This is a genomic window from Colwellia sp. MB3u-8 (genome assembly GCF_014076985.1).
In the GTDB taxonomy this organism is placed as follows: domain Bacteria; phylum Pseudomonadota; class Gammaproteobacteria; order Enterobacterales; family Alteromonadaceae; genus Cognaticolwellia.
This window is the reverse complement of sequence record NZ_JACGVA010000068.1, coordinates 185,467-202,053: the sequence shown is the minus strand read 5'-3', so window position 1 is coordinate 202,053 and position 16,587 is coordinate 185,467. Positions and strand designations below refer to the sequence as shown.

The window sequence follows — 16,587 nt, the reverse complement described above, 5'->3', positions numbered from 1 at the left end:
CTAAAGCAGCTTTACAACAATGGATCGCATTTAAGTCACTGTATTCCAGTGATTATTTATTCGGAAGTAGAGTAAAAGCTGATTTCCATTTATCTACTCGGCAATACGCAAGAATAGTCAAAAAGTGGATCGCTAGGCTTGGATGTAATATCTTACGGCACTCATTCGATGAGGCGAACTAAAGCAAGTTTGCTCTATAAAAAAACCAAAAACCTGAGGGTAATTCAGATTTTTCTTGGTCATACCAAGCTAGAAAGTACCGTTCGTTATCCTGGTATAGAAGTAGATGACGCACTTGAGCTGTCGGCAACTATAGATATTTAAATCACAAATAACTCAGGAAGTATGGACGCTTCCTGCCACAACGCTGTCATAAGTAATAAGCTAGATTTACCTAATATTAAGAGCCATTAAGGAGAGAAGCGGACATCATCTAATATCCCTAACGATGACTTGATTTCGACCCAATTTCTTACCTTCATAAAGCGCATCATCTGCCGCTTTCATCACATCATTGAGGGGCGTTATTGATTCTTGATAAATACTAAATCCAATAGTCGCAGTTATTTGCAAGGTAATACCGTTTAAAGTGAATGGATACTTTGAAATAACACCTAAAACCCTTTGAAGTATTGATTCAGCACTTACCGAGTTTGAATCGGTTAATAAGATAAAAAATTCTTCTCCGCCCCAGCGACCAACAACGTCTTCTTGCCGCATTTCAAGCTGTAAAATATTAGCCACTTCCGTCAGAACATAATCGCCAAAGTCATGGCCATAATTATCATTTACTAACTTAAAATTATCTAAATCCATAAAACATAAACAAAGCGAAGATTTTGTGAGTTTTGCCTGAACCAACTCATTTTCTAAACGATCATTAATAGCACGTCGATTAAATAGCTTAGTTAAAGGGTCAGTGATCGCTATCTGATGCAATTTGTGTTTCGATTGTTCTAACTGCTTACATTGTTGATTAATAACCTTATTTGCCTTTGATTTGGCTCTATATCCCCAAATTAATATGACAGTAAAAACGGTTAAAATGGTGACACCTAGTTGTAATCTAGTTTGAGACTTTTCAATTGCCTTTAATTCATATTCTCGTAAGGCATTTTCTGCCGACAGCTGTTTTATTTGCTTTTCTTGCTGTTCGGATTCAAACTGCATTTGTAACGAGGTGATTTGATTTTGTTTGGTTTGACTCAACAACCCATCACTAACATTTTTGTAATCTTTAAATGCTTTCAGTGACTGCTGATATTTTTTTTGTCCTTCTTGAATATTTGCAATCAAGAGATGTAAATCAATAAGTAATTTTTTATTCGTTTGTTTCTGTGCCTCAGCTAACGCGTTTTGTGCCAATACTAATGCTTGGCCGTACTCTAATTTTTTGTATGCAATTAACGCTAATTTTTGTTGAGATTCAATAACTTTTTCAGTAAATCCTATTTGTTGTGCGAGAATATTGGCTTGTATCAATAATTTTTCAGATTTAAAGAAGTTATTTTTTAAAATGTTTAATTGACCCAGATTGATCAAAGTACTGATATGTCCTTTATTATTTCCATCTTCTACTGCCATTTTTTTAGCTTGTAATAAAACAGATTCAGCTTTCGAAAATAACTTTTGTTTTAAATAAACTTCACCGAGATTATCAAGGTGGTTAAGCAAATATTCTCGATTGCCCGTTTGTGTTGATATTGCAAGGGCTTGTTCAAAGTAACGTATAGCCCCTTCGTTATTATCGAGGTGGAAATAAACCTGACCTATGTTATTCAATGAACCCGCAACACCATTTTCATCATTTGCGGCTTCTCTAATAGCTAATGCACGCAACCAATAATCAAGCACCTGTTTATAATCACCTAATGACCAGTAAATAACGCCAATATTATTTAGTGCTCTTCCTAAACCATGCTGATCATCAATTAAAGTTGCTAGTTTTTCACCTTCTTTTGCTGAAAATAAGGCCTTCTCATACTGACTAAGCAAACGCCAGGCCCAGCTCATTTCATTAAAAACGGCGACTTTTGTTTTATTATCCGGAAACTGACGCAGAAGAGCTAAGGCTTGCTTACCATAATCCAACGCAACTTTTGGCTTAGAATTACGGAAATGATCAAGTAACTCAAACAGAATGGCTGCTTTGTTAATACTTTCAGCACTAATCAGTTGTTGCTGAAGTTTATCAGCTTGGGTAGCAGCAAGAGACAATGGAGAGCAAACTAATACAAGTATAGAAAAAAATATGCCTTTCATTATCTTTCCCCAAAAATATGTTCGATGATATTTAGTCATTAACAAATGAAATTTGTGCAATAACTAGATATTAAGTATTACTCGGTATAAACATTTTTAACCCAAAATGCCTCTGTTTAACCCAAAACGCCTCTGAATACTCATTAATAATACTCACTTTACCACATAATTAATCATAACTGATATACACGGGAACTTGCGCTTACGATCTTTAAGAGAAACTTAATCTTTTCAGATGATTAGGTCGTCAATGCGCATTAAGGGAACATTAGCACTAACAAATATTAGTGCCCAAAAATGAAGTTACTTGGGGGCTTGGGTTTAATCGTCACTTATGCCACTGAGCGAAAGTTAGCATTTTGACAAAAATGTTTGTATGTTTTGATCTAGAGTGTACACGCCTCAACAATCACATTCCTCTGGCAATTTCCCGATAGCTGACGTTCGCCATAGATGAAAAAATCTTTTTTTTTGATGGTAACTTTTACCAATGAGTCGATCGGTTCAACTGACAACTCAGGGCGTGAAGCAGTCATAATAGGTATTAATTTTTATTGATACTTCTTATTTGTACGTCAAATATATTATATTTATGACAGAGGATAATAAAACACAAGGCTAGATCCTTTCTTTTTTTTGACATTAAAAATCCCTATGAACGCTGACGATTTTTAGTTTAAATATTTAAAAGTCAAGCTAAGAAAATTATATTAATCACTTTACTGACTGAAATCAATAAAGTGACTAAGATAAAGTGACTTTATTGACATAAATTAGTACCTTACAGACTTAAGTCTGTAAGGTACTAAGACAAAGTGACTCAAAAAATTGAAAAGCGAGCTGCTGAGTTGCTCATCGCTAATGACCCATTGCGCTTTCAAAATGATGAAAAAGATAAGCGGGTAGCTAAGTTAGTTATCGCTAATGACCAATTGTGCTTTCAAAATGAAGAAAAAGATAAGCGGATTGCTGAGTTAGTTATCGCTAATGACCAACTGTGCTTTCAAAATGAAGAAAAAGATAAGCGGGTTGCTGAGTTAGTCATCGCTAGTGAATGTCGGATTGCCGCCACCGTTTTTGAATCTCAAGAAGCTATGTTTGTCACCGATGCTAACAGCAATATTCTTCGGGTGAATCGCGCATTTAGCCGTATTACAGGCTACAGCGCAGAAGAAGCCATCGGGCAGACACCACGCCTAATCAGCTCAGGAAAACAAAGTAAAGCCTTCTTCGATACCATGTGGCAGAGCATCAACAGTATAGGTGGATGGGCAGGTGAAATATGGAATAAGCGTAAAAATGGCGAAGTCTATCCAGAGCATCTTACGGTGACTGCAGTAAAAGACGCGAGCGGGAGGGTCTCTAATTATGTTGGCACATTCACAGATACGACGAAGAACAAAGCGGCCTCAGCAAAAATTAATAGTCTCGCCTACTTCGATCCGCTGACTCAGTTACCAAATCGCCGCCTGCTGTTTGATAAGCTTGGCCACGCCCTAGCGAGCAGTGCGAGGAGTCATAAGTGTGCTGCATTGCTATTACTTGATTTAGACCACTTTAAAATCCTCAACGATACCCTCGGCCACGAGGCGGGAGATACGCTTTTACAACAAGTCGCCACGCGTTTAATTAACGGTGTAAGAAAAATTGATACCGTCGCCCGATTAGGCGGCGATGAGTTTGTGGTCTTGCTAGAAAATCTGAGTGAGCAAGCTATTGAAGCGGCGGCCCAAACCAAGAATTTGGCCAACAAAATCATCTTTGCACTGACTCAACCCTACCAACTGGGTGCGAATGAGCATCGCAGCACGGCAAGTATCGGCGCGACAGTATTCAGTGGATATGAACTGACATCAGAGGAATTATTAAGGCAAGTAGATATTGCTATGTATCAATCCAAGGCCACAGGACGCAACACCTTGCGTTTCTTTGATCAAACCATGCAAGAAGCTATCACTGTCCGTGCAGACATGGAAAATGAACTACGCAAAGCCATTAAGTACAAACAATTTCAGCTCTATTATCAAATACAGGTTAGCAGCTCTGGTCAAGCATTAGGGGCTGAGGCCTTAATCCGTTGGCAACAGCCAGAACGTGGCCCGATTTCACCCTTTAACTTCATTCCGTTAGCCGAAGAAACAGGGCTTATTTTACCGATAGGGCAATGGGTATTAGACACGGCCTGCGCTCAACTTAAAGCATGGCAACAAAGCCCCCAGACAGAAGGTCTTGTACTCGCCGTCAATATCAGTGCTAAGCAATTTCATCAAGCAGACTTTGTCGAGCAGGTAAAAACCACCCTACAAGAGTATGAGATTAGCCCCGCACAACTCAAGTTAGAGCTAACCGAAAGTATATTGGTGGAAAGCATCAGCCACATCATTACCAAAATGAATGTGCTGAGCAAAATAGGTGTTTTATTCTCATTAGACGACTTTGGGACGGGGTATTCGTCTTTACAATATCTAAAAAAATTGCCACTTAATCAATTAAAGATAGATCAGTCATTTGTGCGTGACCTTGCCACGGATGCCAATGACAAGGCGATTGTACGCACTATCATTACCATGGCGCATAGTTTAGATATTGACGTCATTGCCGAGGGTGTCGAAACGGTAGAACAAAGACAATACCTATTGGATAACGGCTGCATGCATTATCAAGGTTATCTCTTTAGTAAGCCCGTACCGATTGATGAGTTTGAGCTTTTGCTTAGCAAAAGCTGATTAACGTTAACTACATTTACTGATAAAAGAAATACTATGAATCACACTTTAAATAATGAAAAAACTTTCTCGGCAGTTGAACAATTGGTCTCTATTACAGATCTTATGGGAAGAATAACTTACGCGAACCCTGAGTTCTGTGCCATTGCCGGATATTCTCTTGAGGAACTTGTTGGACAACATCATAATATAGTTCGACATCCATCAATGCCTAAAGCGGCATTTGCTGATTTATGGCGTAAACTTAAACAAGAGGATTCTTGGCGAGGAATGGTTAAAAATCGTTGTAAAAATGGCGATTATTATTGGGTTGATGCCTATGTAACACCTGTTTATGAAAATGGAAAAGTGACCGGCTATCAGTCCGTTAGAACATTGCCGAGTAACGAGCAAAAACAAAAGGCGCAACACTTGTATGATACCCTCAACAATAAGGGCTCAGTCTCCGGTTTAGAGACTAACGTTCACTTAAGAAGGTTATTGGCTATAGTGCTCATCACCATAGCCTCTTTGGGTATAGGGACATATACCCATTCAATAGTTCCACCTATAGTACTGCTTGGTTGTATCGGTTTACTTGCTCTGGTTTTTTCACCCGAGCTGTTTGCCTTTCCAAATTACGTCGCGAAAACTAAAATACGATTTGATAGCCCTTCACGTATAATTTTTTCAGGGCAAGGGCCATTAGGTATTATCTCTTACCCTATAGAGTTATATAAAGCTCGGGTACGCACAATACTTGGGCGGAGTGCTGATTCAGGACGCACACTAGTCAGGCTTGCTGATGAATTAGAGAATGCTTCAACAGAAATGCTGCAAGGTATAGAAGAAGAGAATTCACATCTAGCACAATTTGCAACCGCCATAACTGAAATGAGTGCGACTATTGCTGAAGTCAGTTTAAATACCCATCAGACACATGACAAAGTGTTAATGGTACAAAACGAGTGTCGGGAAAATATCAAGGTTATTGAAATTAGCCAAAATAAAATTAATGGTTTGGCGTGTGATGTCGATCAAGCGGCCAGTAGTGCGCTTGAATTGGTCACTGATGTCAATAAAATTGCAACGATCATGTCTGAAATTCAGGGTATTGCGGATCAAACCAACTTACTGGCATTGAATGCTGCCATTGAAGCGGCAAGGGCGGGTGAGCAGGGTCGAGGTTTTGCTGTGGTTGCCGATGAAGTCAGAACGCTAGCGGGTAGGACTCAGGGAGCAACGGTTCAGATCCAAACTTCTGTTATTGAATTACAAAATTCGTTAAAAAATTGGAGTGAGGTGATGCTTGCTAGCAAAGCTAATGCCGAAGAATGCTCTGCCGATAGTACTAAAATAAAGCAAGGAATGGAAAATATTATCGATAACGTAAATGATGTCAGTGATATGACGGCTCAAATTGCCACCGCGGCTGAAGAACAAAGTGTCGTTGCCAATCAAATAACGCATAGTGTTTATACCATAGATAATATTTCTCAAGAAAATAGTAAACTGGCAACGCAAGTAAATCATTATGGTATAGCGGTAAATAAAAGTGCTGAAGATCTCGACAAATTAAATACCACCTTCAAATATTAAACGCTCGTCTGTAGTTTAAGAATGTCAGAGACAAATCCACTACATTAATTTTTGGTAGGTCTCTGTGCATTTCGTACATGACTATTCTATGTCGCTATTCTATGTCATTAAGGCGATTTATTGACTAAAATAAATCGCCTTAATGACCAGCACCTTTGTTAAACAGAATTAAATGGCCCTTTAATACCGTGTTATTAACGGCTATTGAACCTAGATTAGGCGTCAATATTTATATCTTCCTATCACCGTATTTGCTGTTGATTATTTTAAAAATATACTTGTAATCGATACGGTCCGCATAGGCACAAACTTGTCATTAAATCTACCTAGTTATGTGTCCTAAAGCGTGATAAAAAATAGCATAAAAGTGAATTGTATCTATATCCTATATACGAAAAATCCCTCTGGTTTTTGTTAAACAAAGCTAAAAGCTTTGTAAAACATAACCAGAGGGATTTTTAAAATATTTACCCTACAAAAACTACTCTTTGTGTCAGTTTAAAAAGGTAGACTACATAAAATAAAAAACCCAGCAACTATGCTGGGTTTGGTATTATTTTGTAGTTAATATTATTTTATATTAACACTTTTGAATTAAACGTAAGCTAAAAAGGAATGTCGTCATCAAAATCAATAGTTGGTTCTTGTGGATTCACTTTAGGTGCATTCTGTTGAGAGCCACCTTGTTGCTGCTGAAAACCACCAGATTGTTGTTGGAAGCCACCCGACTGTTGTGAAGATGATTGCTGGGTTGGTTGCTGTTGAAAGCCACCACTTTGCTGTGCAGGTTTATTATAGGCTTGCTGAGGTGCAGCTTGCTGGTTATAGCCACCACTTTGTTGTGGTGCTTGTTGTTGTTGCTGAAAGCCACCTGATTGTTGAGGAGTTTGCTGGTTAAAACCGCCTGCACTGGCTCCGCTACCACCACGAGAATCTAACATTTGCAGCGTACCATTAAAGCCTTGAACAACAATTTCAGTCGTATATTGGTCTTGGCCTTGTTGGTTTTGCCACTTACGTGTTTGCAAAGCGCCTTCAATATAAACTTTAGAACCTTTCTTTAAATATTCACCGGCAATTTCAGCTAGCTTGCCAAACATGACGACACGGTGCCATTCAGTTTTTTCTTTTTGTTCACCCGTTTGCTTGTCTTTCCAAGTTTCAGAAGTTGCAATAGTAAGGTTAGCAACCCCACCACCATTAGGCATATGACGCACTTCAGGGTCTTTCCCTAAGTTACCTAAAATTATTACTTTATTGACACCAGCCATGAACAAAATCCTATATTTGCAGTAAAGTATTACTTTACTAATTTAGTACTTTCCAAACGTCAACTCGCTCAGAATATTTATTTTTAATAACAATACCTAGATTCTAACACTACAAGTAAAAAATTACGCTAGGTTTGCACTATTTTTGTGAAATACTTTATTGCCAATAACCTAATTACGACCCACCAGAATATAACTGTTTTTCGCTAGTAAACTGGTCTCAGATAAAGTTTTTCAAGCACTTTGATTTTCATCGTAAAAATACTCTATAGCCCCAGTACCTGTGACTTTTGTTATTTTACTTTGTCATCACTCACAATTTATCTTATCTAATAAGCCTAGAATACCAAGGTTCTTAGTGCTAACTCAGACACTTTACCCTGATCTATTTTTTATAAAAATCAAACGAAAGCTAGCTAAAGTCAATACCGAGATAAAAGCAAGTTTTAGTGTTCATCATGCAAAAAGATGCTCATTCATCATCATGATTGTTGCGGCTAATATCTTTTGTGATTTTTTAGTCTTATGGTCAAAATGCACCATTACAGCAGTACCTGATGCACATTTTTTATCTTGCTGCCAAGCTTCTTGATAGACGTCAAACGAGCTATTACCAATGCGGCTAATATAGGTTTTTAATTCGACATCAGCGCCATATTGCAGCTCAGCATGAAACTCAACCGTAGTTTTGGCTAAAATTAATTTCCAGTCAGTAAGGTTTAGATCAGGTGAGAACCATTTGAAAACTGGATCGCGTGCGCCCTCAAACCATTGTGCAACCACGGTATTATTAATGTGACCTAGCCCATCCGTTTCACAAAATCTTGGTCTTATACATTCTTTAATCATAATGACTCTCTACATCGCTTTATTATATAAATAATTAACTATTTTGATTGCTGCTATCAACACTTGAGTAGATCGATATCTCGGTATTGGGTGATTGTCATTTCATTAAGCCTAATACCAATTGAAAAATAAGGCTTAGTAGATGAACATTGCCACACATTCTACAGAGATTTTTCAACAAGGTAATTAAATTAGCGGCCGTTTGTTGTATGCTAAAGTCAGATTCATAATAAGTAAAAAAATATGACCGACTTTATTGAAGTATACCCTAACGCACTTAGCCCAGAATTTTGTAAAAAATTCACGCTCGATTTTGATACTAGCCGACACCAAGTGCCGGGTAGAACGGGCAATGGTGTTGATACCACTAAAAAACTTAGCCACGATATTTATCTCGGCCAACATGCAGAGTTTCAACCGGCATTGCAAACAATTTTACAGGCCTGTAGCGAACAAATTACTGATTATATTGGTAAATATTTTTTTAGTTTAATTGGTGGTATATCGCTAACGGTGCAGCATCCTACAACCAAGCAACCTGTGGTATTGACCGTCGATAATTTTGAAGAAGTGGGCAAACCTAACTTATTTAACTTGATAAAGTATTTGTTTCACTTAGCCCCGGTTAACGCCCAACGTTATGAACAAGGTAAGGGTAATTATGGCTATTGGCACTCAGAAATATTTCCACAACCCGGTGAGAACAAAGCGCTACATAGGGTATTACTGTTTTTAATTTATTTAAATGATGTTGAGGAAGGTGGTGAAACTGATTTTTATTACCAAAATAAAAGCATTAAACCTAAAGCCGGTAGTATGGTTATTGCGCCATGTGGCTTTACTCATACTCACAGAGGCAACATTCCTATTTCATCGAATAAATACGTCTTAACCTCTTGGGTGAGCTTTAATCCGGCAAAGCAGATTTATACTCCGAGTTAATTGAATACACCAAAAATACCTAAGAAAAATTACAAAAAAGCATAATGAATTCATTATGCTTTTTTGCACTCAGTCCTATACTTTACAAAGCTAGAGTATGCTGATTTTTCGAGCTGACTATCACGTCACCTTCTCTGATGCTGATGTACTTTGATCGGTAACTTGATCGGTAACTTGTTCATCACTTTCCTGCTCGTTACGCAAAAATCCTGCGGCTTCATCATCAGCGTTAGTTATTTGGTTTGAATTATAACGAGAGGCGTTATTCACTTTTAAAATGTTTTCAGCATGTTGCAGATCAGCGGTATTCGAAAAGCCAGCAATGTTTTCACGTGCACGAAGAAACGCCTTAATTTCCCCAACAATACCTTTTAACTCGTCATCATTTTTTGACATCGACATCACATAGCGTGGCATTTCAACATTTCTTGCACCACTGGTCGCAAAGGTGCTGGAACTAATGCGAGAGCTAACAACCCATGGCGTGATCGACGATTTAACAATAATGTTTTCACTGCGTGTTGAGTCATGAATAGACATACCTGTTGATATTTTTGACTCGGCGAATGTCCCTTCAGTTTTCATATACATGAGTAATGAATCAAACTGTAATTCTGCCCAAAATATATGTGAAAAATTTTCTAACATACGACCAATAGTGGTTACTATTTGCCAGAAAAACAAGGTACTAACAAACGCTACAATTAAACCAGAGGTATCGGCTATTAAGTTTTGTAGTGGCGCAATTTGACCATTATTTGCCGCACGATACACGCTGTCAATATTGCTAGTAACGTATTGAAAAGATTCAATACCTGCTGAAATTTTTGCGGCAAAGCTGAAAAACAATAAGGCTCCGATGACAATTAATACCTGCGCTAAAATAGTGCTAATTAAACGCGCTATTTTATAGCTTGAGGGTTGCGCGGTTGAGGTAAACTCAGGTTGCGTTTCAATTAATAATTCACCAGAAAATGAACCCTTGCCTTGGCTTTGTTCTTCCAATACTGGATCAAAATTCATATAGGTTCGATTCGGTATTTCTTTGTAACGACGGTTAGCTAAAACAATATTTTCAATATTAATAAATATTTCATTGGGGTGCACTGACTCTTGCAAGTTTTCACGATACTCGCTTACCTCAGTATTTGTCGTGCTTTGCTTACTCCGAGTACCGACTAAATAAAAGACAATAGTGGCCGTAACAACGCCTAAAGCAAGTAAGGTTAATAAACTGGGCCACGCTGAAAATAAATTTACCTTATCAATAACTTGATAGAACTCAGCATCTTGATTGATATTTTGATTAACATAATGATAACCGCCACCAATAGCGACCGGAAATAAAATAGAAAAGGTAATTATTTTTGCAACACTAGCAGCACCGGCACTGTTTAACTGTTTAACCTTGTCTAAACTTACCGCGCTAGCGGCGTTTCGCCATGCTGCAATGAGGTAGATGAGAATAAACAATGAAAATACCGGCATAATGATATGACCTGCTTGCCCAGCCAAGCCGCTTGAAGAAACAAAATAAGTCAAACCAAAGGCGACAAAAGCAATAATAGTCGTTGCAAGCACTGAAACAATTTCTTGGGAAATGTTTCGAATAGGGTAGGGTAAAAAGATAAGTTTTGGGAAAATTGAATGAACAAAGCGCCCCATCCAACCTAGTGGTTCAGTAAATGTCGCATTTTTTCGCCCCATTAGCATAGATTCAAGTGTTGCCGACTTATAAGCTAAAACACTCTCTTTACGCTCGAGGTTGGCGTTTTCAGTTTCACTTTTCGTTAAATTATATGCTAACGAGCTAGGTACAGAACGGCCAACAAAAAATTTGAATAATTGAAATAAACCACTGCCTGCACGTTTAAAACCTGCAATGAGCAAGATGAGGCCAACAACCGCATAAACCCATGCTTTGGTCATATCCTGCTCAATGATATCGGTAACATTGAATATGCTATATATACCTATGCTAGCAATTGCTACGCCGCCTATGGTCCGGATCATCCCTTCCTGCTTAAAAGGGTTACCAATGCCTAACCCTTTTGAGCCAAAATCATATGCCATGCTACTTCTCCATAATTTCGTTTAGTGTAAACAACTACACTGATCTTATTCCAATTTAATTACCGGCTAAATTAACCTAAACAACAGTTAAATAACAGATTTATTAGAATAATAACCATAGAAAAAGTAATTTTTTAATTTATTTATCAACAAAAGATCAAACTAATAGCGATTGCTTTGCGCCATCATAAAGCCGCAAAGCAGGATCATTAATATATTTATAGACAGCAGCGCTTATAAAAAGCGTTTTAGTAAGCGATCAACTTGTGTCATACGTAGTCTTTTCAGTAGCTTACGAGGTTTATCGGGATAGCTTTGTGCGCTTTCAATATCAGCTGACTTGCCTACTATTTTGGTGTGATGGCTAATACGTTGAAATTCAGCATTAAATTTATCCATTAGCTGACCTTTTTCGTCATCAAGTAAAATGCCATTTTCCAAATCTAACGCCCATGCTCTTGGGTTTAGGTTACTGCCGGTTAACAAGTGATAGCGTTCATCAACCACTAAGCCCTTTAAATGAAAACTGTTATTGTCGTGCTGCCATAACCTTAACGATAAGGTGCCATTATCCAAATATTTTTGTCGTCGTGATAAGAAAGTCGCTAATAAACGCTCATAAATATAAGGCACAACCTCAACCGTGGAGAAGCTGGCTTCATCGGCATTATAAAAATCATTGGCTTTTTTATCACCAACGATCAAGGTGACTTTAACACCACGTTTTAGTGCGGCGTCTAAGTCTCTCAATAAGGGTTTAGGTAAATTAAAATAAGGGGTAAAAATAACTAAAGTATCGCGACTACTGCGTACTAAGTCTCTAATAACGCGATTAAGTTGATTGCCTCTGCGACCACAACCAACAAACATAGACGCTTGAATATCATCAGCTTTATAGTCGCGTTGATCGGCACTAAATGGACGATATGTTGATGACTTTAATAATCGAGTTAAACGAAAAATATTGCGTTTTACTATTTTACTGTCTGGTAACTCGCTGTGGTTTAATCGTGGCGCCAAACTTGAGTCAATAAAGTAATCTTGCAGGTACTGGCAAAAATTATCCGATAGCGCTTGGCTGTCTAAGCGATAATAGCGGTCGAGACGATAACGCCCTGCTTGTTGTAAGTACACATCATTAATACTAGCTCCGGTGTAAAGCAGTACATTATCAATCACCATGCCTTTTAAATGTAAGACGCCAAGTAATTCCTTACGTTTAACCGGCACACCGTAAATATTAATCGATACTTGATGTTGCTGTTCAAGTGCTAAATAGAGATCACGATTACCACCAGACTCTTTTTCACCGATCAAACCGCGTTGTGCGCGATGAAAATCAACAAACAAACAAATATCTAATGTGGGGATCTGCTGTTTTGCTTGATATAAAGCAGCCAGCACTTCTCTTCCCGCTGCATCGTCTTGAATATAAAGCGCAGAAATATAAATACGTGATTTTGCTTGGGCAATTTCAGCCAAAAGCATTTGCTTAAAATCAGCAGCGCAATGGGCAATATCTATATCGGTATTTGCGATCCCAACGGTAGAATTAGCGATAACCATATTAGCGGTTGTCCGCTTGAGTAGTAGCTAAATTAAGTGTTTTATTATGATTCATTCAATCTAAGTATTATTTTTCAAAGTAAACTAGCCTGATTGTACCGCAAGATCTTCTACGAGTTGAGACATATTAATGCCTATATGTGCAACACGTTAACTTGATGGTAAGAAATTGTCGATATTTACAGCAATATCGAGCAGGTTTGATGTTCACAACCACACTAACAAGAAGTGCGTTGTGAACATAGAGCCAGGCTATATTTTATTTCATCAACTGAACGATTAGCCTGTGTTGCAGATTCAGGAACCGTTTTAAAAATCTGTTTTGATTAGATTTTAGCGGCCAATTCTGCTGCTTGTCTAATCGCCTGTTTTGCATCAAGTTCAGCAGCGATGTTAGCCCCACCAATTAAATGTGCCGTAACGCCTTGCGCTTGCAGCTGTTGGTAAAGACCACGTTCAGATTCTTGCCCTGCACAGATAATAATATGGTCTACTGTTAGCGTTTGCTGTTCACCATCAACAGAAATAACTAAACCTTCATCATTGATCTCTTGGTAAGTAACACCCGCTAACATTTTTACACCATTTTTTTTCAAGGTAGAACGATGGATCCAACCAGAAGTTTTACCTAAACCGCCGCCCACTTTACTAGCTTTACGTTGGAGTAAATAAACTTCACGAGCAGGGGCTTCTTGAACAGGTTTGCCGGATAAGCCACCATTTTCTTGATACTCTTTATCGATACCCCAGCTTTTCAACCATTTGTCAGGTTTTGTCGTTAACGACTCTTCTTCTACTAAAAATTCAGCGACATCAAACCCAATACCCCCTGCGCCAATAATGGCAACACGCTTACCTATCGGGTCTTTATCGCGTAATACTTGAATATAAGATTTAACTTTCTCATGTTCAATCCCTTTAATATCAAGCGCTCTAGGCACAATGCCTGTTGCTAACACTATTTCGTCAAAGCCGGCTGCAATTAACTGTTCTGCGCTTTGTTCTTGACCTAAATGTAAGCCAATACCTAAGAGTTCAATTTGCTTGTTAAAATAACGTAAGGTTTCAAAAAACTCTTCTTTACCTGGTATTTGCTTGGCGTAGTTAAATTGGCCACCAATTTCATTACCCCGCTCAAATATCTCTACACTGTGACCACGTTGAGCGGCATAAACGCTAAATGCTAAGCCTGCAGGCCCTGAGCCAACCACGGCAATTTTTTTCTTGGCGGTAGTTTTTTCAAAGGTCAATTCAGTTTCATAACAGGCTGTTGGGTTGACCAGACATGACGCACGTTGCTGATTAAACACGTGATCTAAACACGCTTGGTTACAACCAATGCAGGTATTAATTTCATCACTTTTATTGGCCGCGGCTTTAGCAACAAAATTTTCGTCGGCTAAAAATGGTCGCGCCATTGACACCATATCGGCCTGGCCTGTCGACAATATTTTTTCTGCCACTTCAGGAGTATTAATACGATTTGTGGTAATTAAAGGAACCTTGATCTCTTTTTTCATTCGCTCGGTAATCCAAGTAAATGCGGCGCGTGGCACTGAGGTTGTAATAGTAGGAACACGTGCTTCGTGCCAACCAATACCCGTATTAATTAAAGTCGCGCCTGCTGCCTCAACCGCTTTAGCCATAGTGACGACATCTTGCCAACTATTGCCGCCATCAACTAAGTCGAGCATAGATAAACGAAATATAACAATAAAATCATCGCCAGCGCTTGCTCGCACCGCACGAATAGTTTCAATCGCTAAACGCATTCTGTTTTCAATACTACCACCCCATTCGTCGGTGCGTTTATTGACTTTTACACAGCTAAATTGATTAATCAGGTAGCCTTCAGAACCCATAATTTCAACACCATCATAGCCCGCTTTTTTTGCGAGTTTGGCCGAATAGGCGAAGTCTTTAATCGTGCCTTTGATTTGGCGTACTGACATAGCTTTTGGGGTGAAGGGGTTAATCGGCGACTTTACTTTACTGGCTGACACACTAAACGGGTGATATGAATATCTGCCGGCATGTAATAACTGTAAACAAATTTTTGTTGGGTATTTATGAACAGCTGTGGTAATTTTTTTGTGTTTACCCACGTGCCAAAATCTACTTAACTCACAACCAAAAGGTGTTAATCGGCCTCGGGTGTTAGGACTAATACCACCGGTAACAATCAAGCCAACACCGCCTTTTGCGCGTGCTTGATAAAATGCTGCGAGTTTATCAAAACCGCCCTTTTCTTCTTCAAGGCCAGTATGCATTGAGCCCATTAATGTTCGGTTAGCTAAGGAGGTAAAGCCTAAATCTAATGGCGCTAATAAATGTGGAAAGGCAGCATTATTATTCATATTAAGTCACTTTTGTGGTTGTCATATTAATTTACAGCCATTGAAATAAAGTATCGATCATTTTGAGGTGGCCTAAATAATCCATACCTGCTTTGCCTGCAAGGATGCCGGCACTTATGTTTAGTCTGCAACAATAAGCATCTGCTTTTAATCAAACACGTTAGCTATTGTCACTGACTTATTTCGATGGGTATTATATCTAAAGCTAGTTCATGTTTTTTGCTCGAACCAGCGAGTGTATAAAATATCTGCTACTAAGGCAAAACTCAAGCTTTATTTTGACACCTGTCAGATAGGGATTGTTACTGCCTGAAGTCACCGTCGTCAAAAGTGCCCGTTTACTTTCGATATAAACTGAGTATGCTGCGCTATAAATATTATTATGCTGTGCCGTAAACATTGGTATGCTGGGCTGTAACTCATAAGGAGGGGTATTATTAACATCAACAAAAATAGCATCATAGGTCAAATCACTGAGCAACTGCAACAGGAATTAGTTTTGGCATTAGTGGCAGCAAATAATGCCCATAAGGCGGCGACTAACGATCAGTCGGTCGCCGAAACACAATATGACACCTTGGCAATAGAGCAAAGTTACCTAGCCGAAGGCCAGTCAAGACGTGTGGACGAAATTCGCTATGCGATTAAACGCTTACAAAGTATTCCTCTAGCCGCATTACAGAAAAAAATACAAATAAGCATTGGCTCAGTTGTGCAGTTGGAAAAAGATATTGATAAACAACAGTGGTTTTTTCTTGCGCCCGCGGCTGGTGGTTATCGCTGCAAGTTAGCGATGCAGAGTAATACCATTAATATCGTGGTTATTACGCCACAGTCGCCTATAGGTGCTGCCATGATGGGAAAAGTGCTTGATGATGAAATCAGTATACAAATAGCTGATAAAAATATCGCTGACTTCATCACCATGGTAAATTAAAAGCCCTTTAGTTTGGCTTAATAACG

General features: G+C 38.7%; 11 protein-coding genes. 5 read left to right on the top strand and 6 right to left on the bottom strand.

Going from position 1 to position 16,587, the window contains the following annotated elements; all coding sequences use genetic code 11:
- The first annotated feature begins 168 nt into the window (after positions 1 to 168).
- Positions 169 to 324 (top strand): integrase, encoded by a 156-nt coding sequence (locus H4J54_RS19800; protein WP_404851905.1) that lies wholly within the window; start codon positions 169 to 171, stop codon positions 322 to 324.
- A gap of 105 nt (positions 325 to 429) precedes the next feature.
- Here H4J54_RS19800 and H4J54_RS13335 read toward each other — a convergent pair whose 3' ends face one another.
- Complete coding sequence (locus H4J54_RS13335; protein ID WP_182191390.1) at positions 430 to 2,262, bottom strand: tetratricopeptide repeat-containing diguanylate cyclase; 1,833 nt, start codon at positions 2,260 to 2,262, stop codon at positions 430 to 432.
- Positions 2,263 to 3,077: 815 nt separating this feature from the next.
- Between H4J54_RS13335 and H4J54_RS13330 the strand changes: the two genes are divergently transcribed.
- Together H4J54_RS13330 and H4J54_RS13325 are read left to right on the top strand one after the other, a co-directional pair.
- Entirely contained in the window at positions 3,078 to 4,988 is a 1,911-nt protein-coding gene (locus tag H4J54_RS13330) for an EAL domain-containing protein (RefSeq protein WP_182191388.1), read from the top strand.
- A gap of 36 nt (positions 4,989 to 5,024) precedes the next feature.
- The gene (locus H4J54_RS13325) at positions 5,025 to 6,566 is read left to right on the top strand and encodes a PAS domain-containing methyl-accepting chemotaxis protein (RefSeq protein ID WP_182191386.1); all 1,542 of its coding nucleotides are present in this window, start codon (positions 5,025 to 5,027) and stop codon (positions 6,564 to 6,566) included.
- Positions 6,567 to 7,171: 605 nt separating this feature from the next.
- Here the strand turns inward: H4J54_RS13325 and ssb are convergent.
- Together ssb and H4J54_RS13315 are read right to left on the bottom strand one after the other, a co-directional pair.
- Positions 7,172 to 7,837, bottom strand: a complete 666-nt coding sequence (gene ssb / locus H4J54_RS13320; RefSeq protein ID WP_182191384.1) for a single-stranded DNA-binding protein — start codon at positions 7,835 to 7,837, stop codon at positions 7,172 to 7,174.
- 456 nt (positions 7,838 to 8,293) lie between these two features.
- Positions 8,294 to 8,686, bottom strand: coding sequence for a thioesterase family protein (locus tag H4J54_RS13315; RefSeq protein WP_182191383.1), 393 nt, complete (start codon positions 8,684 to 8,686; stop codon positions 8,294 to 8,296).
- 243 nt (positions 8,687 to 8,929) lie between these two features.
- Here H4J54_RS13315 and H4J54_RS13310 point away from each other — a divergent pair, with 243 nt between their 5' ends.
- A complete protein-coding gene (locus H4J54_RS13310; RefSeq protein ID WP_182191381.1) occupies positions 8,930 to 9,628 on the top strand; it encodes a 2OG-Fe(II) oxygenase in 699 nt (232 codons plus the stop codon).
- A 120-nt stretch (positions 9,629 to 9,748) separates the two neighbouring features.
- Here H4J54_RS13310 and H4J54_RS13305 read toward each other — a convergent pair whose 3' ends face one another.
- The 3 genes from H4J54_RS13305 to H4J54_RS13295 form a co-directional block, all read right to left on the bottom strand.
- A complete protein-coding gene (locus H4J54_RS13305) occupies positions 9,749 to 11,701 on the bottom strand; it encodes a hypothetical protein (protein ID WP_182191379.1) in 1,953 nt (650 codons plus the stop codon).
- 234 nt (positions 11,702 to 11,935) lie between these two features.
- Positions 11,936 to 13,267 (bottom strand): CDP-diacylglycerol--serine O-phosphatidyltransferase, encoded by a 1,332-nt coding sequence (gene pssA, locus H4J54_RS13300; protein ID WP_182191377.1) that lies wholly within the window; start codon positions 13,265 to 13,267, stop codon positions 11,936 to 11,938.
- A 326-nt stretch (positions 13,268 to 13,593) separates the two neighbouring features.
- Positions 13,594 to 15,624 carry an NADPH-dependent 2,4-dienoyl-CoA reductase gene (locus H4J54_RS13295; RefSeq protein WP_182191375.1) on the bottom strand — a complete coding sequence of 677 codons (2,031 nt, stop codon included), beginning with the start codon at positions 15,622 to 15,624 and terminating at the stop codon, positions 13,594 to 13,596.
- Positions 15,625 to 16,132: 508 nt separating this feature from the next.
- On the opposite strand from H4J54_RS13295, the gene H4J54_RS13290 reads away from it, so the two are divergent.
- Positions 16,133 to 16,561, top strand: a complete 429-nt coding sequence (locus tag H4J54_RS13290) for a hypothetical protein (protein WP_310650106.1) — start codon at positions 16,133 to 16,135, stop codon at positions 16,559 to 16,561.
- The last annotated feature ends 26 nt before the right edge of the window (positions 16,562 to 16,587 follow it).